This window comes from Kordia sp. SMS9, assembly GCF_003352465.1.
In the GTDB taxonomy this organism is placed as follows: Bacteria; Bacteroidota; Bacteroidia; order Flavobacteriales; family Flavobacteriaceae; genus Kordia.
On sequence record NZ_CP031153.1, the window covers coordinates 2,062,956 to 2,088,388 of the forward strand.

Sequence of the window (25,433 nt, forward strand, 5' to 3'; positions counted from 1 at the left end):
GGTTGGTTTTAACGGAGCGTCCTTTAAATGGATGCTCTCACAGTCGTATTGATTCCATGTTCACTAAAAAAACGAGCCCAAAAGCGAAGAGATTGAACAGTAATTTCATCGCGCCCTGAACTTAAGAAAACGATCTCTAAGTTTTTAACATTCGGCACTTTCATGTCTGTAAGTAATGTCTTCTTGATGGTTTCGTATTCTGCATTCCAGTCTTTCACGTCATAGAAGTTGTGGATGTAATTTTCCACACCATTTGTATAAATATAAACGGTCTTTTTACAGTCTTTATTCATTTGTCCAATGACATGTAACATGCCTCTATACAAACTTGAGTACTTAAATGTAGGCTCACTACTTTCTATTTGACTTAAGTTTTTTACTACGTTTGATTTGGCTTGGTCGATCGCCGCTTTACGCTTTTTTCTGGATGTGAGCCAGTAAGATACTTCTTGAAGCAATACTTTGCTGACAATAGGATAAGCATCATAGCCAATAATTGCAGAATAAAAACTGTAGCCATTGCCATTTTGTGTTAAATCACTTTTGTTGATCGTTCGTGATACAATGTCGTTAGTATTAAATTTATCACCCTCAGCTTGCTGTGAAACCGATAAATCTCTAATGCAAGCAAACTCTTCATAAGTGTCCGATACAGCATCGTGTGTGGCACTTACAATTTGTGCAGCAGCGATGCTGATTTGAACATTTTGTACGCTTATCTGGTCATTGTTGCTTTGCGCTGTTGCATTATCAGCAGTAGCAAAAAATGCTACTGCGATAACCAATAATACTTTAATAGAATAATTTTGTTTCATGACTTTTTGTTTTAAATGTTAGTTTTCAAAATTGTTGATGAGATCGAATATGGATTTTGCTTTTTTAAGAATATTCGATTCCGTTTGTTTAAGGATTTCAGAGCGATCTTGTTTCTCTCTCTCCGCATCACTTTTTCTAACCTGATTATCAGTTATTGATCTTTCTAAGTCGGAAATTGTTTTATCCAAATTATTGTCGGCTTCTAAATCTTGTTTTGTTTCGAGAATTTTAATGTCGTCTTCTATTTTGTGTAGCTTTGATAAAAGCTTTCCTTCTTTTTTTCTCAATCGCTCAAGTCTTCTTTCAAAATAGCTTGTGGCATGTATGTATGATGTAATCACACCAATTACAAAAAGTATGATTAAGAATACCGAGCTAAAAATACCGTGACTTGTTAACGTTAGTTGTCCGATGATTAAACAGAGAAGGGTTAGACCAGAGACAGCAGCAAGGATTTTTGCAATCTTTTTATTGCCGATGCCATACATTAACCCGATCAAGTGAATGAGCGAGCCTTCTACGATTCCGAAAATTGGAGCTGCAAAAATAAAGATCGGCTGATCACCAAAAATTTCAGCAAAGATTGGAATGTTAAAAAATGATGCCGCTAAAACATAAGCACTACAAACGCCCCAAAAGAAATACTTAGATAAGCGTACCGTAGGTGCTGAATTTTGCTTTTTTGCCTCTTGTAAGTACTTGTCTTGCGTTAAAATCTTTCCGCGAAGCTGTCTAATCTCGCGCTCAATAGCTTTTTTCTTGCGCTTTAGAGGAGCAAGCTTCTCCATGTTATGCGTTTTTTTGGCACGCCGAGAAGCTTTAACGACCTCACCACGATTTGCTTTTAATTCCTCTAAACGTTTTTCGTCATTAACAATGCGAATAGAAAGATTTGCAATTCTACTGTCGAAAAGCATGTTTGAATTCATTTTCAAATCACTGAATTCATTTTCTAGTTCTACCTTGTAAGTTTCGAACTTTCCCCCATCACTTGAGTCATTGATCGCTTTCTGAATCCAAAAGCTTTCAATATCACTTAATGGGGTTCCACCACTTGGAGAGTTCAGTTCCGAACTACCTCCAAAATTTTGATTGTAATCCATAATTAGTTTGATTTTGAATTAATTAATAATTGAGTGTTTTGACCAACTAAAATGTAACTTCTTTGTGTCGTTGATTAAAATTTCAGAATGTCAAAGAGCTTGTTTTGTGATTGCATAGTTAAAAACTTTTTTAGCAGATAGAAATGAATACATATTTATAAATATGAAAAGAAACTTTATTAATAGAAATTCAGTTTTGTGATTAATTTTTCAGATGAATAAATGTGAATTCATCTAAAAATAGAGTTAATTCGTATATTTATAGAAATATTTATTTGTTAAATAAAAATTAAGAATGTCTTTAAAGCTGAAATTCCCCACAGAAAATGAAATAGAAAAGGCCAAAGAATTATTAGAGAAATTTGGCGACTCTACAAAAGGAAATGATAATCTTTATACAAAGATTCTAGAAAAAGAAGAAGAATATGGCAGTAAGATTGTATTAACTAAAGAAGAACTCAAATCAGGAAAAGTTGGCTTCAGCAAGACTTCTATTCACAATAGAATAAAAGGTTTGAATTCTATTGTAGAGGGTGATGATTTTAATACTTTCCAAGATAAATCAAGTTTTAAACCCGAAAACTTCTCGGATTTTTTAAGTAAATGTAAAAAGGTTTACATTATTGCTAATGAGTTTATTGAAAATAAAAGGAAAAATAATAGCAGTGATTATAGAACTCAACAAATAAACAATTCAATAGACTTTAAACCCAGTTCATTATCTGGTTCTAAATGGTATGTCTACTTTTTATATTACTTAAATGAAAGTGACAAAACAGGATTAGTTAATGAAGCTTCTGTTGGTAAAGCTTTATTAGAGTTTACAGAAAATTCAGATTCCAAAAATCTAGTTAAATTCACAAATATTAAGTCAGATATAACTAGACATTATTCTGGTTATTATCAGGACCATACAGATATACACAGGGGCTACATTATTATCGATATAATACCGGATCAAAAAAAAGAACACGGTAGACATATTCATATGAAGTTATACTGTAGGGATAAAGATCAAGATATTATGATTGGGCAAAATGTTTCATATGAGCGTGGAGAAATACAAAGTGGAAACATAGTTTTAAAAAAAATAGATATTGATAATTTTGATGAAAACTATGAGCCTAAATCCTATTCATTCCTGCATAATTGGCGTGACTATAAAAGTAATATTCCTTCTGCTTACAGGCAATTTTTATCGATAAGGAAAATAAACTTTAATACCGCAAATTCAAATATTAATACCCAAAGTAAGCTTTATGATTATATTGTTTCTCTTCGTGATAGCGAGAAAAGGAGATTCTCAAGGTTTTTAGAAAGACCTAAACCACGATTGTTTTTGTCTGCTCCAAATACTTTGAAAAGTAAAAATATAATCAAGCAAATGGAGATTCTTCTGTTAGATGAGTTTGATGATAAACTACACATATCATATAAAATCGGGAAAATTCGAAAAACTGCTGACTTAAGAGGTAATATTCAGCCATATATGGATATTGAAAAACTAAAAACAACTAGATTTTTTGTGTTAATATTGCCTGAAAAAATCAATACTTTGAGCTATAGCTTTCTTCAATTAGGCGTTGCTCTAACTGTGTGTAAAGTTGTTGTTGTTATTGGGAGTCCTGGCAGTATTTCAGATTCTCTTAAAGAAATGCCGCCTGAAATTCTAAAAAAAATATATGTATTATATAAGATTGAAAATGAAATTCGGCAAATCTCAGAAAAACTCGTCAAAGTAATAAAACAGAGTCTGCCAAAACACCTAGGTGGTGAAGTGCCAGATTTACCAGAATATGATTGACATATCAATAGATGAATGCTAAAAGATTGTTTTTAATTTAAGACGCTTGAAGGGATTAATAGATGTCAAACAAATCAGATGCAGATCAGAATTTATCGTCATATTTTAATTGGATAACCTTTTTTTTAGAACGCGATAATAGACAAAATTTGTGTGATAATTATGATCTTGAAAAGCAATTTAAATATTTACAATATTCTTTTAATCTTCTGGAAAGACTTGAATGGCATATTAGATCTGCTGGAATTGTAGCTAGGGCAATAAATAGAAATGAATTTACTGACTTGCTTGTACATGAAGATGATGAATTAATAGGTTATATAAAGAATGGGATTAAAAAAAGAAAGCGAGTGAGCGATGAAAAAAAGATTATTCACTTTCTAAGGTATTTAAGCCATTTCAAAGATAGATATGTTGAGTTTGATGATAAAGAAATTCCATTCTATGAATTGAACTTTAAGAGTGCTGTTGACGCTTACTTATATTGGAAAATACATAATAAAAAATCTCCTAAAGATGTGAAAGGTTTAATCTTTGATTAAAAGAAGGTTATTTATTTTCAAAGGATTTAAGTTCTTTATTTTGATTTTTGTTATTCTGTTTGATTTTACTGAAATTCTGCTCATTTAACTTTTGCTTCCGTTCTAACGCCCTTCGCTGCTGTTCTTGCTTTCGTGCAATTTCCTGTGCGGTTTGGCGTTGGTTGGATTTGTGGATTACAGATTTAAGGGTATCGCGGTCACTGGTGAATGTAGTTGCCTTTTCTTTGCCACGAGAAACTGAGACGTAAAAGGATTCTTTTGATGCGCCGGCGAAAGATAGGTCAGACATGGAAATGTAGACATGCTGGCAATCTTTGCCTTGTGAGGAGTAGGATGTTTCACAGTAGGCGTGTTTATAATGGGCATTTTCTTTAGAAATCGTCTTGCCGTTGCTAAGATTTAAGTCGCCGGATCGGGTGAAGCCTTCAATTCTGTAGATCGTTCCATTATTCATTTTTGTGCCTTCAATGGATTTGGAGTTTTGTGTTAGACGGATAGAGTCTCCTATTGCTAATTTGGTTTTGGTCTTTCTGTAGACATGATAATTATCTGGTTTTTGATGAGGAAGCGGCAGGATTTCACCTGTTTCAATATCTTTAATTTGAATAGGTTGTTTGGCTTTTGGCTCTAGAACTTCATAATGTTTTGCAGCCTTGTAGCCACCTTTTTGATGATTAATAAAGCGAATAACTTGATTGTCATTGTAGAGTTTGGTATCGCGTTTTTGACTATCGGTGAAGGATAAATTTTTAAGCGTGGTCAATTCTCGCTCTTTGCCTTTGATGATACCTTGCTGTTTTAATTTATGTCGTACAACCGCATTGATCACATCTCCTTCTTTATGTGTCGGTGATATGATGAGTGCGGATTTTTTTTGCCTGATGGATTTTATGTAGTCCTCTGCGATGGCTTCGATACGTTTATCATGTTCGGGGATTTCTTTTATTGATCCCATTTTTTCTAACGCTTGATAGCCTTTAGTGGTTTTACCTTTTGCTAGTAGTTCAACCGCCTTTTTATAATCATCAGGTTTTTGTCGCATGATTTTGTCAACACGCGCGGTTTTTAGCTTTGCCTTTTCTTCAAGGATGCGCAGCGCATCCCCAAATTCAACGGAATTATGTTGTGCTGTATCTCCGGAAAGAATAACTCTGGCTTGATATTTATGCGCCAGTTCCAAAAGTTTAGACATCGTTTTTACGCCAGACATTCCAGCTTCATCGATGAGAAGCGTGTTGTTTTTTAGTTCTTGTTGTTTTTTTTCATTGATGAGAAAGCCCGCAATAGTGTCTGCTTCAAACCCTTTTTTTGAGAGTTGTTTGACCGCTTGTGAAGACGGCGCAAGTGCGGTGAGTTTATTTCCTGTTTCTTTTACCGCCATATCAATTTCGATGAGAAGTGATGTTTTTCCAACACCGGCGTGACCTTTCAAAATATTTACCTGATCGAATGATTTTAGTAGTTTTTGAACAGCATTTTGCTGTTGGTCATTTAAAAAATCCTGCTTGATTTTATAGGTTTGATGAATGGGAGAGACCGATGATTTTCCTTGTGAGGCAAGGCGAATCATGCGTTCCTCTGCGCGCACCATCTCATGTGTTGTGATATAGGTAACACTATCAATATCGGCACGTAGAATATTTTCTCGTTTATTCAATTCTTTTTGGGCATCTTGAGGGAGCAAGTGGCCATAACCCAAGGTTAGGGCGTAGGCTAGCACACGTTTTTCTTGATAGGCTGATTGACGTTCTTCAAAGTGTGAAATCGCTCTATCAATCACCTCTTTGACTGTGATTGGTTTTTCCTGCGGCTGCGGTGTATCTTTGAGAGATTGAACGTCGCTTAATTCTTTATTGGATAAGCGACTTTTCCAATGTTTTAATAATTCATTTTCACTGATTGTTTTGGCTTTGGAGTTACGAGTAAGTGCACCAAGCTTTGCTTTGGATTTCGCATCTGTGATATTTTTCTCTTGTGCAATTTGTTCAATTGTCGCCGTGCGGTTTGAGAATCTTTCAATGAGTTTCCGTGATACGCCAGCTATTTCATAGCGCGTTTCATTCCGTTCAACAGTGAAGCCTAGTCTTTGCAATTCTTTTGAAAGATGCGAGTGATAAATTGCTTCGTAATAGGTTGCTAGCCTATGGATATTTCCGATTTCAAAAGCCTGAAAGCGTTTTTTTTCTGCATTCCATGTAAAATTTGGAATGAAGCAATGTGTATGTAGTTGCGGATCAGAAATAAATTTTATTCTGCCATTCACAGAAATTTCATTAGGTCTAGATGTGAAGTGGACAAAGGCGGCATATATGATGTTACCTGTGTTTTGATATACTCTTTTATCGCCCATATTGGCTTGTGTTTGTGCATCGAATTCTACGACTTGCATTGCTTTTTGGATAGCATTTTGGTGCGCATCTAAGATATCTTTATCGCCTGTTAAAGCATATAAAATAGAAACAGACTTTACAGCCGAGAAGGTAAGGTCAAACCCTGCCCGCCTGTTTTGTGCATTACGAACAGTGAGGCGTTTTTGAGTGTTGGGATTTAAATTTGAAACCAAGTTAGAGAACACATTTTTATCGACGGTTTTACCACTCAAATTCAAAAGCTCTGCGGTCTTACCAGACCAAACAGCTTTCACATCGCCATCTAGATAATAGCCCTCGCTGGACAAACCATTGGTAAAATAGTCAGTCGCAGTCACAGAATTATGTGAGCGTGTAATGGTCAGCATGTTGAATTTTTAATCTGAATTTATTTTTGTTTGAAAGAGGCTAGGGCATAATTTTCTTTATGTTCACCCCAGAGTTTACCGGCTTTAAACACTACGGTTTCGACAATAAATTTGTTAGCCGTACGTCCGGTTTTTAATGTTGTAAAATCATCAATTTCGACTTTACGTCTGCGCTCTGAACGTTGGGATTTATTCTTAATCTCAGCATTTTCATCATAGCTAAAATTGTCGGTGCTTACCCAATGTTCTCCGATCATATCACTCGCCCATCTATTGGTGTCATAGTCCGAATTACTTGCAAAATATTTGAGGTTCATATTTGACAATAGGCTTTTTGTTCGCGCCATGGCATTGCTGCTACCCATGACTTGAATTATGCCGTTTAAATTCTGAGAAATATATACTGTTGCTATCCATGAGCTTCGAGCGGTCGCTTGGAATAGTGAGTCCATAGCCGGATAACAAAAGTTTTGATATTCATCAACAAAAAATGCCACTGGCTTAGGATCTTCTTCTGTTGAGATATCCCTGCGTTCCATCGCAGATTGAAAAGCAATTTTATAGATGGCTGTGGCGATAATACCTGAGAATCCAAACTCTTTAACGGAAAAATCAACGATGATAATTTTTTTATTTTTGATAATGTTTTCTGGCATCAAGTCAGTGCTTAACCCTTTAGAGAACTGATTTTTTAATATGCCATCCACCAAGAACGGCTCAATAATCCCGAGTGCGGACTCTATAATAATTGAGCGTGTTTTTTCTGATAAAGTAGCAAACTCATTCCTCCAATATTGAAGTGTGGTCGAAAGGTTTTCTGTTAATGGTAATGTGTCGCAAATTTCTAATAGCTCAACAAAATAATTTCCATCTACCATCGCTGCAAGATTTTCTTGAGCTTCCTTTTTTTGTTGTTCAGGGATGTTTTTCTGCGATGACGCCTGTGATTTTATATGGCTATAAAGCTTTATATCTTCATTGGTTAAACTATCTGCAATAACCTTTCGAATATTATAAATGTTAATGTCTTGATTGGAGAATTTTAAAAGTGAAATGGTTCTGCTTATTAATCTGCGTAGAGAATTGTCCCAGAATTTTTCATCACTTTGCGCACTGCCAGATTGTAGAATACGAATTTGCTCATTTAGATTTACAAGCATATTTGAAGCGTTGAAAACATCACCAGAGCCATCACCGCTGCGGTTCATTTCATAACTTAAAAAATTAAATTGTAAACCATTGTCTTTGTCGAATAAAATGATATCTTCAGATCGCCCGGCTTTTTCAGCATACTTGATCCATCTTTGTTTTTCATCCTTTTTAGCGCACAACACGCAAAACCCAAATCCCTGTTTGAGCATCGCCATGGCGATATGCTTTGCTGGACCAGATGATTTTCCGCTGCCGGTTGCACCAAGAATTAATGTGCCTTCAACGGCATCTGCCCAAGTAATATCGGTGTCGGTGCCTGGTACTTCGTAGAGTACTTTGTCTAGTTTTTTGTTTGGGTCGTTTGAATTGTCTGAAGAGATGAGTTTATCGAAAATCCCCATACTTTATGTGTTTAGAATTTATTCCCTGTCTATATCCTTGCCTTTGGCCGTATCGCCAAGATTTAACTCATCTTTGTATTGCTCCCTAAGTTTACCAAAAGAGAAACCTTTGGACTTTACTTTTCTTAACTCCGCTTCTTTCTGTTCAATGCCACCTAGAAAACCAGTCTGAAAATCTTTTTGATTATCGGGAAATTTGGTTTGTCTTAAACTAAGGGCGAGTTCTGGTTTATGCTCACGTAGTACATAGCCTTTGTTAAATCCTTCTAAAAACTCTTGTGAAGGGGCATTTAGTTCTTCCATAGATTTGAAATTTAAAAGGTGTCTTTAGCGTTTTTTTCTAAATACGCTTCAATCGAAGCACGATCATATAAAATGATTTTCTTTTGTGGCTGGCTGTAGCGTATCTTTCCTTCGTTGCGCAAATTGGAAAGCGTAGTTTTTGAGCTGATCCGGAGCATCTGCATCGCTTCACTACCCGATATCCATTTATCAAGGCGAACACTAGGCGACTGCTCCCACGCCCTCGCAACCACTTCATCCAAAAGCGCATGAAATGCTTTATCTTCTAGGCATATTACTTCCATGAATTTGTCCTAAGTTATTATTGCTTTAATATTTTAATCTTCTCAACGGAATTACCCATTTTAATATCAATGAAATATAATCCATTAGATATATATCCAAAGTTTATTTTTTCAGTTTGACTTTCTTGTATTTTCTCAAAGGTGATATTTTCTAATAATTTACCCTGTAAATTGTACAGTCTAATGGAAACTGTACCTGAATAACTACTTACCATTTTTATATTGATATCAGTCTGAAATGAATTTGGATATATAGTTATATTGCTATTTGAGTTATCAAAAGCACCTACCGATAAAGGTTCAAATATAGATTCGTACGCACCAATATCTATTCTCACTGAATTAAAAATACGAATATTTCCGCCGTAATCTAATTCATTATCAGTAATATCATCACTATGATAAAATCCATTCAGGAAGTTTGTCGTCAATATTTGAGTATTGGGATCACCAGTATTAATAGCGGCTGAAGCTTGCTGGATGTCAAAATTGTTAGAATTCACATCAACAAATGTAGGGGCTCCGAATAGTGAATTTTGATTACCACTTAAATTGCTGTTAGGTTCAATACATGCATCATTTATCCTGCTATTTTGAATTTCGTCATCTCTGTAGAATAAATTATAATCCATGTTGAAGTTAGAAAATGGTTGATCACAAAAGGCAATTACTCCAAAAGCATTATTTCTCATATGTAATATGTTGTTATAAAATTCATTGTTTTCTGATCTGTTAACAAAAACTTCACCATTTGGTTGGGCAATCATACCATTTTTATATAGTGTATTATTTCTGATGATACAGTTTTGAACTGTGCTGGGAGTGCCACCTACGTTATCGTCGTTCAAAAAAGAGCCTATATAAATACCTCCTTTTGGATTTTCTATTATTGTATTATTTATAACAGTAACATTAGACGCGCTAAGTCCTCCTGCATTTTCACATCCTACTGATATTCCGACGTCGTTTCCTTGAGTTAAATTACCCTCAATGACAACATCTTTACAGCCATCACAATAAATACCACCAGCAGGATATAGACCTCGAGCAAAATTTGAATTGTAAACCTCATTACCTCTAACAATACCATATCTTGCTTGGTTTAGATTAGCATTAATCGGTGTATTAGTATCAGGATCTCGATTTGTAGGATAGTGTCCAGCAATTGCAATGCCAATATTAGTATTGGTTTGAAAGATGTTATCTAATGCTTGAAACTTTTTAACATTACCTGTGAATGTCAAAACTTCATTGCATCCAGTTGTAAGATTCATAAAATTACAGTTTTCAACCGTAATATCTTCATATGAGTCTTCATTTTCATTGCCTTGAATTAAAGCACCTGCATATCCATAGCAACTCATTATCGGATTACCATCCACATCATCTATTCCAGTATCATAAAATGGGTTTATATCTCCATTTTGACTAGTCCATCCCATATTATCTAATAGACAGTTTCTTATTACTGTATTATTTCCCCAGCCGAATAACCAAAGACCACGGCCACCAGCTCCCCAATTATTTTGTATCGTTAGGTTTTCGATAAGTATATCATCATTATATCCAAAATTTACTAATGAGTATCCTGTGATATTTGTGTCAGTTATATCTATTCCCTCGAATATAATGTCTTTTACAACAATATTGTTTGAGTCTCTAATGGTAAATAATAGATCGGTAGATGAACCGTCTAAGGCTTGAATTAAGTTTTGCTCAGCCTTTATTTTTACAGGATTATTAGGATCTGCAGAACGAACAATAAGATTATACCTGTTTTGAAGAAAAATTGCTTTATTTGTCTCAAAATTTTCTCCATTAGCTCCATGATGTAAAATTAATGAAGTAACAGTAGTGGTACTGGAATTGGTAGCAATTCCAAAGAATACTGACGCATTGGAAAGAATATAGTCCAAGCTATAAGGATTGTTTTGAGCTCCTGCATCACCATCTGACATTACAGCAATTCCATCGGGTGTGATGTGAATTTCAACCTGAGCAAAGAAAATAGCTGGTAGAAATATAGCTATTAAAAAAACAATTATGTTTCGGCGCATACCTTACAAGTTTTAGACTCTAAATTTAATTATAATTATTCAAAAAAGTAAGAAATAATATTTATAATAATAAGAAAATACGAGATTTTAAGTCTATTACCAACCATAGTTAAATAAAATTTTATGTCTGATTTTGCCTTGTTTTAACAGTTTTTAAGAGTCCAACTACTGAAATTACAGAAATCTTAAGTGTTTGGGATATAGCGTTATATTGATTTTTTTGTATATTGAAGAAATTTTTTACAAATCTACCGTTTATTGAGCAATAAAGTTAAAATAGCAGTTATATCTGATATACACTTTGATAATAGTGATGTTGAACTGAATCCAGTTGAGGAGGCTCTTTTAAAGAGTTTAGTTAGCTGTGAATTTGAGTCACTCATTGTAAATGGAGATGTTTCAAGAGAAGGGTGTGAAAATGGCTTTAATAGAGCAGTTACTTTTTTTACACGATTATTAGAAGAGAAAGAAGATGATGGGCTGACAATTGATAATATTTATTTCGTAGTTGGAAATCATGATTGTGATTGGGATGAAATTTCTAGATTAATAGAAAGTAAAGAATTTAAGATTTTTTCTGAAAAATATTATTCAGATTCTAAAATCAGGAATGGTTTTTTGAAAAAAAAGAATTTGGAAAATTTCAAGCCAATATTTAATGAGTATATAGCTTTTTTGAAAGATAAGCTTAAAGTAGAAAAATACAAAAACGCATATGTTTCAGAAGATGAACATTGGTTAAAATATTTATCTGGTCATAGAGAGTTAGGAGATAATATAATTATTTTTGCTAACAATTCTTGCTGGTATTGTCACAAGGATAGCCGAGGTAAATTAGTACTAGGCACAGAAATTGTTAAGAAAAATGTAAAAGAAATAGATAAAATAAAAAAAGACAGAGGAAAAATAGTAATTAGTTGTCTTCATCATGAAATAAGCCACCTACACTGGGAAGAAAAATATAATATTGATTCTAATTTGAGATCGATATGTGAGGTTTCTGATATTATTCTTACTTCTGATCAGCATGTTCCTATTCAATCCCCAGATTATTTAGAAAGTAATAATTTAGTAATAGCAACAGGTTCTGCTTATGATAATTTAAACTTTCCAAATTCATATAAAGTTCTAACAATCAATTTAGAATCAAAAGATATTATTGTAGATCATTATGTTGGTCACAATGACGGTAGAAATTATTCTTTTAATAGAGTTACACCTATAAAAAACTATTTAAAAAAAGGAATAAAAATTCATGAAGTCAACCCTTCTTATGAAAGCAGGAAATTTCCTTTTAACTTGGATTTAGAATCAGAAATAGACTTAAGCGAAGAAGAATTCTGGGAGAATAATTTAGAGGCGAATAAGCAATTAAATAGAGAATCAATAGAAAACTATCTAGTTAGTCAATTTGATAAAAACTTTGCTGTAGATATAAAAAAACATATTGATGTAAGTTTAGCAGATATTGATATTTATTGTTTTTCTGATTTTTTTCTAATCTTTCCACAAATACAAGATCTTTTTTTGAGTGAAAAAATTGAAAAATGTTTCAGTTTGGCGAAAAATAAAAAATACAGCCTAATTTGTTCCCCATATTATTTAATTGAAGATAAGGATAAGTTAGAAAATTCCGACGGGCACTTGAACTATTTAATAAAGCATTATAATACTAATATAATAAAAGATACGTTTGAAAATCAAAGTATTTCCTTTACAGATATAAATTTCATGACTTGCTATGAGGTGATAACTGAGAAAAAACAAAAAAAAATTAATCAAATGTTAGAGAGAAAACTTTCTAGTTTAGTGAAGTTAACAAAATAATAATTTTAGGATAGACAAATATGGATATATCAAACAATAAAAATGAGATTAAATCTGTTTTTCTTGCAAAAGGGAAAGAGGTTAATATATATGCTGTTGACGAAAGCGTTGAATGGAAAAGGATATTATCTATTTTTAATGACAAAGAAACATTTCAAGATATTGATAATGAATCAATGCTTATTTATTTAAAATTTCTAACAGCCTACTACAATTCGTCTGCCTATAAAACACTTAGTAAATATGATGATGGAAGTATAGAGGATTTTTATAGTTTTATTAAGAATAGTCCTAAAAAATCAAGAATCTTTAGAGGCTTTATCTTTGATGCTTATCTTGCTAGAGATATAAGTGCTGATATAGATGAGATTAAGGAAGTCAATAATTTTATTATTAAAAATAATCTTCTTGATGAAATTCTTTTAGAAGGTAAACTTTTAGAAAAAGAAGAATTTGATTATAGCAGAGCAGATACTACAAATAGATATCTTGGGATAATATAAATATATAACTAAACCAAATTTCCCTTCTTAAAAATAATAACTAACCAATAACACCAACTCTAAAATTGTCAGCAGAGGATAATAAACACAATCAAAATCAAAAAAGTAAGAATAATAATCTAAAAAAATCAGAAGATACCGAAGATAAGTTAAATTCTCAGAATATAGATTATTCAGGTCTTGGCCTTATGATAGGCTTAACAACTTTTCCCATTGATAAGGATACTCCCAAGTTTTTTAAAAATGAGATAGAAAAGCTTTTTAAATGGTATTCTGATAATTTAAATGAAAACCTAAAAGAATATTCTGAACTCTTTAAAAATTGTTATAAGCCTAAAGCATATTACTTATTTGGTAAGTTTGATTTAGCATATATATCAATAATAGATGATTATGAGATATGTGGTAGAGTTTTTACTCCATTTAATGCAGGTTTAGATAATGATGAATATAAAAACTATGATTATAAAATTATCGCAGGTAATTTTCCTGAACGAAAAGAAATTAAGAAAGAGGGAAAGGAAATAATATTAGAGAGAGCGAGAGAAACTTTTCTAAATGAAAATACAAATGAGAGGGCAAAGAAATATCCTTTTATCGCAATATGCACCGTAAAGGTCAATAATATTTTACTTTTAAAGCACGGTTACATACCTTTAAATAGAGCATTTTATAAATATTTCTTTGAAGAACTTCATGATACTAAAGAGCACTTAAAAGTTTTGTTAGTTGAAACTTTTGGGGCTTCTGAGTACTTATTATTATTCTTTTCGGATAGTTATAGGCATATCACAGATAAGATACTTGAAATAAGAAACCTTACTTTTAATTTTAATAAGGAGAATCCTTATTTATCAAAGGGTGTAAGTGACTCTGGTTATAGTTTCTTTGAATATACCAATAGCTTTTTTGGTTTTGATTACGACTTATTTGTTAATAATTTGATAGATGAGAATACAGGAGAGATAATAGACACTACTAAAGATTTTAAAATTCCAACTAGTGATTTTTTAGTGCCGTTCAAGTATGGTACATCTAGTTCTGATATCGATAAGGATGAGTATATAGATAAGCCATGGGAATTTGAAGAGTTTATTTCTTTAAATACTAGATGGTTTGTGAAGCCTAGTTATTCAAATAGTATCCAGCATTATAATAAAAATTATAATGAAAATAAATATTATCGTGTAGCTTCAGGTTTAGGAGATATTATACCACATACAAGAGATTATATGCCAATTAGCACGGCATTAAAAAATTTGATTAACGAATATAGGGCAATTCTTAAGAAATTTGAAAATGAAGAAAATAAGTACCTAAGTGGCTGTATTGTAGAATCACGTTCGCATCCCATATTTATGGTGAAAAATGATGGAGATAAAAAAATAAGCAGTACATTAAAGGAGTTTTTAGATAATCGGAAAAATTGGGAATTAGATAAAGGAGTTAATGAAAAAATACACTTAAAACTTAGAGAACTTGGTGTAGCTAAAATTATCAGAAATAAAGTAGCTAAAATTCTTTCTAACTACAATAATCTTGCACATAATACTCTTATGTTTCTGTATTTTCTAGACTTAACTGATTATGTTAAAAATACAATTTTTCATACCATTAGTAATCCAAATATAAAACTAAATGAGCTCAATTTTTTTCTAAAAGAAAAAATGAAAACTCTAGAGACCGCCTATTATAATCGTTTTTTTCAAAGCTCAGTAACAAGAGAAATTACGGATTTTAATAGCGAGTATTTTGGAGCTATACATCAGACCATTTCAGCATTTAGCTTAGCTTATAATGTTTATGGGAGACTTTTTGGGGATGGCATTGTTACAGATATAGTAACCGTCGAAAGTCATCCTAGAATTGAAAGTAGTAAATATTTTGTTCGTGTAAATTATTTTCATGTTTTTCAGCCAGAAATTTTCGCAGCTATATGTTGTCATGAGGCAACCAACTTTTTCTATGACAAAATGAATGAAAAAGACTGGAGGAAATTTGAACCAGTAATCTCAAAAAAGAAGTTAAAAGATGAGTATGGTTTTAAAGATGAGCAATTTTCTAATCCATATAGCTATCGTAATGACCAAGAAACAAAAATAAATAAGTACATATTATCAAAATTAAAAGAAGATGCAGAGTATTATCTATATGATAGCTTTTGTATGGAGTATTTGAAAAACATACCTTTTAATTTATTTAAATATTTTTCAAAGGATATAATAACTCTTCACACAGGTTATTTTGGTGACAAGGATTTATTTGAATTTTGGCATTGGAACTATTTTATTCAAATGCCTATGAATTATGATAATGAAAAAGAAATTAACGAAAAAAAATTCTGTATTTTTTTAATTAGAATATTATTTGTCTTATCCGAAGTTAAAGATGGTAACTTTATAAGTTATTATGATGAACACAAATTTAAAAACCCTTTAAAAGGACCTCACAAAATATTACAGACCTTGTGGTTACGATTTTATCCAAAGGCTAGATGGTTAGTTCAAAGAATTTTAATTCTTGAAAAAGAAGAACCTTACGATTTTAAAAATACATTTACTAATTGGTCAAAACAACTTGCTGTCTATGGGTTAGATAAAGCGAATTTTGATAATGTCAAAAAAGAGTATAAAAAGAGATATGAAGAAAATTTTACAGAGATAAAAGAAAAAAAGTCTGAAGATTCATTTTACAATTTGATACTTGGTGATTTGACTGAGGGTAAAATGATTGAAAAGGAGACGTCTGACTCAGACTATTACTTTGTAACCAAATTAATTTATTCTTTTTTAAAATATTATCAGATAAATGTTTGGACAGACACACAAAAAGAAATGTTTTTACCTAGAAAGGAAGGGAAAATAAGTCGCGATTTAAATAAAGAAACTGATTCAGACGTATTATTAGATAGGCAAGGAGGTTTATTTTATTTTGATTTTCAGAGAAGACAAGAACTTTTCAAAATGCGAGGAGCTTTTATAAAATCTTTATGGAACGTAAACCTAATAGCTAAAGGGAAGGAATTTCTTACTTCAAAATAATTAACCAAAAACTATAATTCACATGTAGTTAACTTCTTTTGAGAATAAAGCTAACTTGATAGTCAATAGTAGTTTTTAATATTGATCAGAAGGAAGCTTTTCTTAAAAATTATATTTTATTTTCCAAAGTTTACAACTTTATCTAATGCTTCATCAAAATCTTTATGAATGAAGTTTGCTTGATAATTTATTGTTGTTGTTATAGATGAATGACGATATAGCCTTTGTAGAGTTTGAATAGGGATGGTGTCACCTGAAATATTACCGAACGTATGACGCGCTATATGCATAGTAAGTTTTTTGCTAATCTTGGCTTTTTTGGCAAGGCGTTCAAGATATTTATTAAACTTTTTCGTTGCGGTTTTTGTTTTTGCCAATACATCTTGCGGATTCTTAAGATTGGCTTTTTTCATTTCTGGAAAAATAAAATCGTGCGAGTTTTGTTTATCGTGTTCATAAGATTTAAGAATAGGAAAAAGCTTTTTTGGCAATTTTAATGAAAGAACTTTTTCATTTTTATTCATGCGATAATGTAGCCTGTCATCATATATATCACTCCATCTTATTTTTAGAACATCTGCAACTCTCATGCCTGCAAGATAAAAGCTGAATAACCAGATATTTAGAGTGTGTTGTTCTTGCGGAGTAAGATTATCTAGCGTTTCAAGAGCTTCCACCTCACTCACAGATAGACCGATTTTCTCTGTTTCCGGATATTTGATTTTGATTTTATCTCGCCCGAAGGGATAAAATTTACGCTCTATCACGCCCATTTTTATCGCCCGATTGTATAGTGTACGAATAACTACCAAAGCGTTTACCACTGAGCGTTGAGAGTTACTTTTTTTTGCTTTTAAAAAAGACATGAAGCGTCTTAAAAAATCTTCGTCAATTTCGCGAAATTGTAAATCATTTGATTTGGAAAACTCTATAACATGATTAATTCTAACTTGATCAGACGTCATGCGCGTCAATTTATTATTTGTTTTTAACTCCTCAATATACTCTTTCGCAACCTCATTGAAACTTTTATTGTTTATAGGAGATGCAATCTGATTTTTAATCTGTTTAGAAGAAATGACATTATCGTTAGCCTGTAAGTCGATTAATGTTTTGTGAGCTTCGGCAAGCTTACTGGCAATCAAATTATTTAGGCGTACAGAATTAGGATGTGATTTTTTTACATTCGCTTTTTTTGAGTCCCAGTGTTTTTTATCTATATAATGACCTGTATAAATAAAAGTGGATTTTCTGTTTTTAGTAATGCGGATTGCAATGGGAAAAAGTCCATCTTTGTTTTGTTTATTCCGAAGAGTTATCTTTATGCTTGATGCCATTTTATTACGCTTTGATACAAAGATACGAAATACAGGTACAACATAGGTACAACAAATGATGGTTTTTCATGGTTTTTTCTGTTTTAGTTTGGCTGCAATGGATAGGTGATTGTTAGGTTTTCAGTGCATTTAGTATCATATTGAATCAAAACACGTTGGACTTAAAATCCAATGACCCTTGGGTCGTGCGGGTTCAAGTCCCGCCTCGAGTACGAAAGCCCTTCTTAATCTGTTGATTTTGAAGGGTTTTTTTATGTGATGATCATACTTTTGATTTATACGAATTTACAAGTCTTCTCTGCTCGGATACGAAGAATTTGCCCCAAGTCCAGTAATTGAAATAGCTGCTGCTTTATTTGCAAGTGCAATAGCTTCTTTGATGTTTTTTTCCTCAGCTAAAAAAGTAACAACAGCTCCACAAAAACAATCACCTGCACCAGTAGTATCTGTCACTTCAACACTATGTCCTTGTTCTGAAATATAAACGCCTTCAAATATTGCTCGTACTCCTTTTGCTCCAAAAGTGACAATGATATTGATGTTTTTATCAAGATATAAAGACGTTAAGATTTTCTGAAGTTCTTCTTCTGAATTTAAATTTAGTTGAGAAATACCAAAAACTATCATCAACTCATGTTCGTTTACAATAAGACAATAGCATTTTTCTAAAAGTTCTACAGGAATTGTATAGGCTGGAGCTGGATTTAAAATAACCTTCATTCCTTTATCAAAAGCACTTCTGATGAATTCATGATTTATGTCTTCATTGATTTCATTTTGAAGCAATAAAAAATCACCAACACCATAATTTTCAAGAATATTGGTGTCGTCTTTTGTAAAATGATTGTTGGCGCCTTTAATGATTGTAATACAATTTTCTCCAGTATCATCAATAGTTATAAAAGCAGTGCCAGTATTTGTGTTTTGAAGCGTGTCAATACGTGTGTTTAATTTCATAGTAGACATGAAAAATTTCATGTTTTCACCAAAAACATCCTCTCCAACTTTTCCTGCAAAAGTGACATTCGCTTCCAATTTATGTGCTGCTACTGCTTGGTTTAGTCCTTTTCCACCTGGAAAATAAAATAGTTCCTTTCCAAGGACGGTTTCTCCAGCTTTAGGTATTTTAGAAGTTGTTACAACAATATCTTGATTTACAGATCCTATGATTAGTAGTTTAGCTTTCATGGTGTTTTTTTATCAATATTCTGAAAACAGGATACATTTTCACAAACTTTAGAGTTTTTGTTTAAAGTTATTTAATGCTACTTTCTTATCAAAAGTTAGCTTATGCTTTTAAAATTAGGCAGCCCTATAGTTATTATGTGTAGTTTATTATAGGATTTGACGATTTTTTAAACAGCATCAATTATATGGTAAGGGTTATCTTCTAGGTAAAAATACAACTGTTTTACTCTTATGGCTTCATCAAAAGTAGGACTGCCTTTTAAGGTTTTCTCAATTTCATCTCCGTCCATCAACAAAATTTTCACTTCTTTTTTTAAAGATTTCACTCTATTTATCGCAGAATCAGTGAATCCGTTCATGGAAATGAATAAACCTGTTACGCCAATAGTATTCAATTTAAAATAGAAATCATTAATATCTGTATGGTCACTTTTACTTTTTGTCCACTTTATTTCCACTCTATAAAATTCTTTTTGAAAATAAAAGGCTCCATCTATCTGCATAGAACTTGAAGCGGTTATTCTATGTGATCCAATAGAGTTTCCAAGTGAGATTTTAAAATATGATTTGATGAGTTTCTCAAATTCGTACCCTCTTTTTTGTGGATCTTTCATCTCTTTCAAAAAAAGAAAGTATTTATATAAATCAGCTATTTTTGAAAAGTTGAACTTTTTTTTGAGCGGTTGTATTGTTTCAACTTCAAAAGATTCAGATTGTATGGCATGAATTTCTTCTCTAACTTCTCTCCACCACTGAAATCTGAAATTTGACAAAGCCGCCGCTTTAGATATGTAGTATTCTGCTTCTTCTATAACAGCTTCATTTAATGGAGTTTTTAACAATGCTCTAGCAAGGTTCGTTAAGACTATTGGGTTCGATTTGTTAAAGCTAAGAGCTACATTATACATTTTTATCCCCAAGTCTATATCATCTAAAAAATTAATTGCAAAAGATCCTAGCTTATTCCAGATATTAGAATCATCAATGCCCAATACAAAACCTTGTGCAAATAAATCTTCGGAGTGTTTAATTAGATCTAGGGTTTCTATAATATTGTTCCAATCAAATGTTGATGTATTGGAATGGTTTAGTGTTTTAAGTACATACTTGCCAACACTAATTTCTCCTTTTGCAGCTTTAATATAGGCTAAATTTGAGATTATTCTAGCATCGCTATATCCTGCATTGATCGCTTCATTTAAAATTGAATCAGCTTTATCCAAATACTCATCTAGCATTTCTTTTGGATATTTTGAGAAGTACATATTTGTTACTACCTCAGCGAGTAGAAAAGAGTTTTTTAAAAACCTTCTTCGATTTTTTTCAATTTTTTCATACGTTTTAAAAGCCTCAATAAAAGGAGCTGTTTGGTAGGTTTCTTTGTATAAAATGCATAATGCAATTGTATTATGAACTGTAATTTCAATGTGCTGACTATGTTTTAAGGATTCTTCCGCGAGACCAATTCTTTCATTATAGATAAATATTTTTTTCGCAAAATTTGAAAACTGTCTGTAGCAATTCCCAAGTTCGTTGTAAGCGTACCAAGTTTCATCTGATATTGAAATAGATTTTTCTACACATCTTAATGCTTGTTCTATAGCAATTTTTTTGGAGTCATTGGTAACTTGAAAATAAGCAAAATGCCTTAGTATAGCAGCTTTTTTAATTAATAATTCTGCACTTTGTAAAACACCTTTATCTTTAATAATGGAATCTATTTTCCCTTTCAACATTGTTAGCGTCTTTCTAATAAGCTGATTGTCCTTATCTATAAAAGGCTCTTGTATATAAGAGATGATACTATCACAACAGATCATAATAGTATTTTCACTTTTTGGAGATGAATTTGAGAAATCACGAAGCTTTTTTAAAAGAAGATTCCATGTAAGTGTTCTTTCTTTAGCATTGTATTCAACCTTGGCTAATTCTGATAAACTTTCTAAATATAAAGATTGACTTATTTTTGAAGTTTTTAGAATGCCTTCCGACTTTGTAAAAGAATTCCTAAAATAACTTTTTGCCCTTATAGAATCATTTTCGTTTCGTCCATTAATCAAGTTGTTAATTATATCAAGTTCAATATCAGAAAGTTCAGATACAGCTAAATAATTTTGCATAAATTTCTTTATCTTTTTGTAGTTGTAATATAATTCTTTTTTTTAACATGTGTTTTAGAAACGATGATTGCTAATTATCCAGAAATACGAAATCTATCTAAAGAGTTTTAGGTCTAAAATACTTAAATTACAAGCGTAAAAAATCTTTATGAATTACGGTTTTGAAGGTTTTTTAATTTTTTGCTAATTTTTTATATTTTTATAAATAATTGAAAATGAGATTATTAGTTAAATAAAGCAATTGAAGCGTACTATAATTACGGTAAAACCGTAACACAAGTAATGTTTTATCTTAGTTGTGCCACGAGATATAGTTTATTTTTGTTGAAAACATATTGAGGTTTAGGGGAATCTCATTATAATAGTATTATTCTATTAGATAAAAGGGAGATCATGACTTGTGATTCTCCCTTTTTTTTAGTGTTGCTGAGGAAACTTAGAGAAATATAAAAGTTAGTTATATATTAAATTGAGAAATTAGGGGGTCTCCGTTTAGTAGTTAAAATAACTTCCATGAACCTAAAAAGAGATTTCCCAAACTTTCTTATGCTGCCGTAGTCTTTTCACATTTTTTATAGGGTATTTTCTTGAGGGTAAATTTTTACGTTAAAATTTATCTTTTTTATTTAGAATAAATAAAAATAATATATATTTGTGCCTGAATGTGTAAATAAAATTTTATGTCTTTTTTAATTGCTTTAGAGGAAGTTCCTAGAACATCGAAGAAACAGAAAATTAAGATTGCGAAGAACGTTAAAAGTAAATGTTGCAAGAAGTATAAAAAAGGAAAGGGCAAACGTTGTAAACGTTGCCCATGTTTTGATTTATTACAAAAAGCTTCTTAAAAGCTTTTGTATGCTATTTAAAAGCGTTCAATCCAGTGATGTCTAATCCTGTGATTAATAAATGAATATCGTGCGTTCCTTCGTACGTAACTACACTTTCCAAGTTCATCATGTGACGCATAATTGAGTATTCTCCACTAATTCCCATACCACCTAACATTTGTCGTGCTTCCCGTGCAATTTTTAAAGCCATCTCTACATTGTTACGCTTTGCCATCGAAATTTGAGCAGAAGTAGCCGTGCCATTTTCACGCATGACACCCAATCGCCAAGCTAACAATTGTGCTTTGGTAATTTCCGTAATCATTTCTGCTAATTTCTTTTGCTGCAATTGAAATTGTCCAATCGGTTTTCCAAACTGAATACGTTCTTTACTGTAACGTAAAGCAGTATCGTAGCAATCCATTGCAGCTCCAATAGCGCCCCAAGCAATTCCAAAACGCGCAGAATCTAAGCAACCTAATGGCGCTCCCAATCCTGATTTATTGGGTAATAAGTTTTCTTTCGGAACTTTTACATTGTCAAAAATCAATTCGCCCGTAGCAGAAGCACGTAATGACCATTTGTTATGCGTTTCTGGTGTAGAAAATCCTTCCATACCACGCTCCACGATCAATCCGTGAATACGTCCTTCTTCATTTTTTGCCCAAACCACTGCGATTTGACAAAAAGGAGAATTTGAAATCCACATTTTGGCACCATTCAACAAATAATGATCGCCCATATCTTTAAAATTCGTAGTCATGCCTCCAGGATTACTTCCATGATCTGGCTCTGTCAAACCAAAAGATCCCATCCATTCACCAGAAGCTAACTTTGGTAAATATTTTTGACGTTGCGCTTCATTTCCATATTTCCAAATCGGATACATTACCAACGAAGATTGTACAGAAGCTGTAGAACGTACTCCAGAATCTCCACGCTCAATCTCTTGCATGATTAATCCGTAACTAATTTGGTCCAAACCTGCACCACCATATTCCGCTGGAATATACGGTCCAAATGCACCAATATTAGCCAATCCATCAATGATTTGTTCTGGAAATTCAGCACGCTGCGCATAGTCTTCTATAATTGGAGATACGTCTCTTTTTACCCATTCGCGGGCAGCATCTCTCACTAATTTATGTTCTTCGGATAATAGCTCATCTAAGTTGTAGTAATCAGGAGCTTGGAATAAATCTGGTTTCATCAATCGTCTGTTTATAGCATTTTTTTAATACTCAAATTTACGGAATGTTTGTAAATCGCGATCACAAAAGTAATTAATGAAATGTCACAAAACAAAGACAAATTGTTATAATTTTAAATAAAAGTTTTTCGTTAGTGAAATATATGCGTCTGTAAATTGATGTCTTGCCGTTTCAATAATCAATTCATCTACTTGATTCACGTTCTTTTCAAAAGAAAACGAAATCAAACTGCGTTTAAAATCTGCTGAAGGATTTCCTCTTACATGGCACGTTTTATATGGAAATAAGTGGTGGGCTTCCGCCAGACGGATAAAATGCGCGTATTCTTTATGTGGAATAATTGTATGAAACGTTCCTTTCGGTTCCAACAAATGTGCAACACCAGCCAGTAATTCCTCAAAAGGTAAGGCATCGGTAAAACGTGCGGTATCGCGTTGAAGACTCTCAGTTTTAAAATTCTCTCGATAAAATGGCGGATTTGACACAATGAGATCATACTTGTCTTCAATCTCAGCCACAAATTCGTCCAAACCTGCATGATAACAAAATAAACGATCGCTCCACGGAGAATTTTCAAAATTATCCACCGCTTGTTCGTAGGCGTCGTCATCAATCTCAATAGCATCAATCAATTCCGCAGCACAACGTTGCGCCAGTTGCAAGGCAATCAATCCTGTGCCAGCGCCAATATCTAAAATCGAAAATGGATTGCTTTCCACAGAAGTCCAAGCGCCTAACAACACGCCATCTGTGCCCACTTTCATAGCAGTTTTATCTTGCTGAATTGTAAATTCTTTAAATCGAAACGGTTTGCTCATAATTTATTCCAAATACAAATCAATCAATCCTTCCGGAGCTTCAATATGAATGCTTTTTCCGTTACGATCTACTTTCTTAATAATATCATCATTGATCGGAATCAAAATTTCAATACCTTCGCGTTCAATCTCAAATAACGGTTGTGCCGTCGTATCATTCACGCTTACAATTTTTCCAACGGTTCCAAAAGAAGCATCTTCTACCGTAAAACCAATAATTTCGTGGTAGTAAAACTTGTTGCCTTCTAGTTTTGGTAAAAATTCTAGTGGCAAATACAATTCACACTTCAACAACTGATCGGCATCTTCCTCCGTATCTATATCTTCAAACTTCAATCGCAATAAATCAGATTTGTGCAACGATGATTTCTCAATAAAAAACGGCAAAAAATTACGTCCAAGCTGCACAAAAACAGCATCCAAATCATCATACAAATCGGGTTGGTCTGTATCGAGCTTTGCCAGTAATTCACCTTTAAAACTATACTTCTTAACAATTTTTCCTAAATAAAAACAATCTTCAACTTTCATATCAATAGCATAAAAAAAGCCTAGCAAATTTAGTATTTACTAGGCTAAAAATTATATGTAATATCTATAATTTATTCTTCTTCACCTGCAGGTGTTTCTCCAGCATCCTCAGCTGCATCTTCTACAACAGGAGCATTTGCGGCAATACGAGCTTCGTTTTTAGCTTTTTCCGCTTCAAAAGCTTTTGCTTTCGCATCTGCTTCTGCTTGCGCCAAAGTATCAACTTTACCTTGTACTTTACCTTCTTTAGCTTCTATCCAAGCAGTAAATTTCTCTTCTACTTGTTCTTCCGTTAAAGCACCTTTTTGAACTCCACCAAGCAAGTGATTCTTGTACATTGCTCCTTTATAAGAAAGGATAGCACGAGCTGTATTAGTTGGTTGCGCTCCATTTTGTAACCATTGTACCGCACCGTCAAGGTTTAGTTCAATAGTTGCAGGGTTTGTGTTTGGATTGTAAATACCTAATTTCTCTAAATATCTACCATCTCTTTTTGCACGCGAATCTGCGGCAACAATCCAGTAAAAAGGTTTCCCTTTTTTACCATGTCTCTGTAATCTAATTTTAACAGGCATAAAAAAATTAATTTGTGAGGTTCACGACCTCGATTATTAATAAGGCTGCAAAAATACTATTATTTCTGAAACACAACTACTTAAATCCACTTTTTTTGGTATTTCCGCACGAAAAAATGCGGTCGTGTATTCGATAGACGCTTTTTTAGCCGCAAAAATAGTTAATAACTTCATGGTTTCTATTTTAGAAATGCTAATTTATACCTATTAATTTAGTTTATACTGAGCGCAGTCGAACGTACTCAACCACTAATAC

20 protein-coding genes are annotated in these 25,433 nt (G+C 32.7%); 5 read left to right on the plus strand and 15 right to left on the minus strand.

What is annotated here, in order from left to right; genetic code table 11:
• Positions 1 to 23: 23 nt before the first annotated feature.
• Both KORDIASMS9_RS08945 and KORDIASMS9_RS08950 read right to left on the minus strand, forming a co-directional pair.
• Entirely contained in the window at positions 24 to 815 is a 792-nt protein-coding gene (locus KORDIASMS9_RS08945) for a hypothetical protein (protein ID WP_114902520.1), read from the minus strand.
• Positions 816 to 833: 18 nt separating this feature from the next.
• Positions 834 to 1,919 (minus strand): hypothetical protein, encoded by a 1,086-nt coding sequence (locus tag KORDIASMS9_RS08950; protein ID WP_114902521.1) that lies wholly within the window; start codon positions 1,917 to 1,919, stop codon positions 834 to 836.
• Positions 1,920 to 2,214: 295 nt separating this feature from the next.
• Here KORDIASMS9_RS08950 and KORDIASMS9_RS08955 point away from each other — a divergent pair, with 295 nt between their 5' ends.
• Positions 2,215 to 3,723, plus strand: coding sequence for a hypothetical protein (locus KORDIASMS9_RS08955; protein WP_114902522.1), 1,509 nt, complete (start codon positions 2,215 to 2,217; stop codon positions 3,721 to 3,723).
• A 62-nt stretch (positions 3,724 to 3,785) separates the two neighbouring features.
• Positions 3,786 to 4,265, plus strand: a complete 480-nt coding sequence (locus KORDIASMS9_RS08960; protein ID WP_114902523.1) for a hypothetical protein — start codon at positions 3,786 to 3,788, stop codon at positions 4,263 to 4,265.
• Positions 4,266 to 4,272: 7 nt separating this feature from the next.
• On the opposite strand, the gene mobF is transcribed toward KORDIASMS9_RS08960, so the two are convergent.
• From mobF to KORDIASMS9_RS08985, 5 genes are read right to left on the minus strand one after another with little or no spacing between them, the layout of a single operon-like run.
• Positions 4,273 to 7,002, minus strand: coding sequence for a MobF family relaxase (gene mobF / locus KORDIASMS9_RS08965; protein ID WP_114902524.1), 2,730 nt, complete (start codon positions 7,000 to 7,002; stop codon positions 4,273 to 4,275).
• A 20-nt stretch (positions 7,003 to 7,022) separates the two neighbouring features.
• On the minus strand, positions 7,023 to 8,555 hold the full coding sequence (locus KORDIASMS9_RS08970; RefSeq protein WP_114902525.1) for a type IV secretory system conjugative DNA transfer family protein: 1,533 nt from the start codon (positions 8,553 to 8,555) through the stop codon (positions 7,023 to 7,025).
• A gap of 18 nt (positions 8,556 to 8,573) precedes the next feature.
• On the minus strand, positions 8,574 to 8,858 hold the full coding sequence (locus KORDIASMS9_RS08975; RefSeq protein WP_114902526.1) for a hypothetical protein: 285 nt from the start codon (positions 8,856 to 8,858) through the stop codon (positions 8,574 to 8,576).
• 11 nt (positions 8,859 to 8,869) lie between these two features.
• A complete protein-coding gene (locus KORDIASMS9_RS08980) occupies positions 8,870 to 9,142 on the minus strand; it encodes a helix-turn-helix domain-containing protein (RefSeq protein WP_114902527.1) in 273 nt (90 codons plus the stop codon).
• Positions 9,143 to 9,159: 17 nt separating this feature from the next.
• Entirely contained in the window at positions 9,160 to 11,199 is a 2,040-nt protein-coding gene (locus KORDIASMS9_RS08985; protein ID WP_114902528.1) for a T9SS type A sorting domain-containing protein, read from the minus strand.
• A 258-nt stretch (positions 11,200 to 11,457) separates the two neighbouring features.
• Here KORDIASMS9_RS08985 and KORDIASMS9_RS08990 point away from each other — a divergent pair, with 258 nt between their 5' ends.
• The 3 genes from KORDIASMS9_RS08990 to KORDIASMS9_RS09000 all read left to right on the plus strand — a co-directional run bounded on the left by KORDIASMS9_RS08990 (position 11,458) and on the right by KORDIASMS9_RS09000 (position 16,570).
• Positions 11,458 to 13,026, plus strand: coding sequence for a metallophosphoesterase (locus KORDIASMS9_RS08990; protein ID WP_162819847.1), 1,569 nt, complete (start codon positions 11,458 to 11,460; stop codon positions 13,024 to 13,026).
• A gap of 20 nt (positions 13,027 to 13,046) precedes the next feature.
• A complete protein-coding gene (locus KORDIASMS9_RS08995) occupies positions 13,047 to 13,529 on the plus strand; it encodes a hypothetical protein (protein ID WP_114902530.1) in 483 nt (160 codons plus the stop codon).
• Between the two features lie 65 nt (positions 13,530 to 13,594).
• Positions 13,595 to 16,570, plus strand: coding sequence for a hypothetical protein (locus KORDIASMS9_RS09000; protein ID WP_114902531.1), 2,976 nt, complete (start codon positions 13,595 to 13,597; stop codon positions 16,568 to 16,570).
• A gap of 116 nt (positions 16,571 to 16,686) precedes the next feature.
• On the opposite strand, the gene KORDIASMS9_RS09005 is transcribed toward KORDIASMS9_RS09000, so the two are convergent.
• From KORDIASMS9_RS09005 to KORDIASMS9_RS23160, 8 genes are all read right to left on the minus strand, one after another.
• On the minus strand, positions 16,687 to 17,907 hold the full coding sequence (locus KORDIASMS9_RS09005) for a site-specific integrase (protein ID WP_114902532.1): 1,221 nt from the start codon (positions 17,905 to 17,907) through the stop codon (positions 16,687 to 16,689).
• A 285-nt stretch (positions 17,908 to 18,192) separates the two neighbouring features.
• A complete protein-coding gene (locus KORDIASMS9_RS09010) occupies positions 18,193 to 19,095 on the minus strand; it encodes a ribokinase (RefSeq protein ID WP_114902533.1) in 903 nt (300 codons plus the stop codon).
• A gap of 167 nt (positions 19,096 to 19,262) precedes the next feature.
• Positions 19,263 to 21,215 (minus strand): restriction endonuclease, encoded by a 1,953-nt coding sequence (locus tag KORDIASMS9_RS09015; RefSeq protein WP_114902534.1) that lies wholly within the window; start codon positions 21,213 to 21,215, stop codon positions 19,263 to 19,265.
• Between the two features lie 858 nt (positions 21,216 to 22,073).
• Positions 22,074 to 23,252, minus strand: a complete 1,179-nt coding sequence (locus KORDIASMS9_RS09020) for an acyl-CoA dehydrogenase family protein (protein WP_114902535.1) — start codon at positions 23,250 to 23,252, stop codon at positions 22,074 to 22,076.
• 105 nt (positions 23,253 to 23,357) lie between these two features.
• Positions 23,358 to 24,071 carry a tRNA1(Val) (adenine(37)-N6)-methyltransferase gene (locus KORDIASMS9_RS09025; RefSeq protein WP_114902536.1) on the minus strand — a complete coding sequence of 238 codons (714 nt, stop codon included), beginning with the start codon at positions 24,069 to 24,071 and terminating at the stop codon, positions 23,358 to 23,360.
• Positions 24,072 to 24,074: 3 nt separating this feature from the next.
• Positions 24,075 to 24,602, minus strand: a complete 528-nt coding sequence (rimM, locus tag KORDIASMS9_RS09030) for a ribosome maturation factor RimM (RefSeq protein WP_114902537.1) — start codon at positions 24,600 to 24,602, stop codon at positions 24,075 to 24,077.
• A gap of 71 nt (positions 24,603 to 24,673) precedes the next feature.
• On the minus strand, positions 24,674 to 25,177 hold the full coding sequence (locus tag KORDIASMS9_RS09035; RefSeq protein ID WP_114902538.1) for a 30S ribosomal protein S16: 504 nt from the start codon (positions 25,175 to 25,177) through the stop codon (positions 24,674 to 24,676).
• A 36-nt stretch (positions 25,178 to 25,213) separates the two neighbouring features.
• Positions 25,214 to 25,351: a hypothetical protein gene (locus KORDIASMS9_RS23160; RefSeq protein ID WP_162819848.1), complete on the minus strand. Its 138-nt coding sequence runs from the start codon at positions 25,349 to 25,351 to the stop codon at positions 25,214 to 25,216.
• Positions 25,352 to 25,433 lie beyond the last annotated feature (82 nt).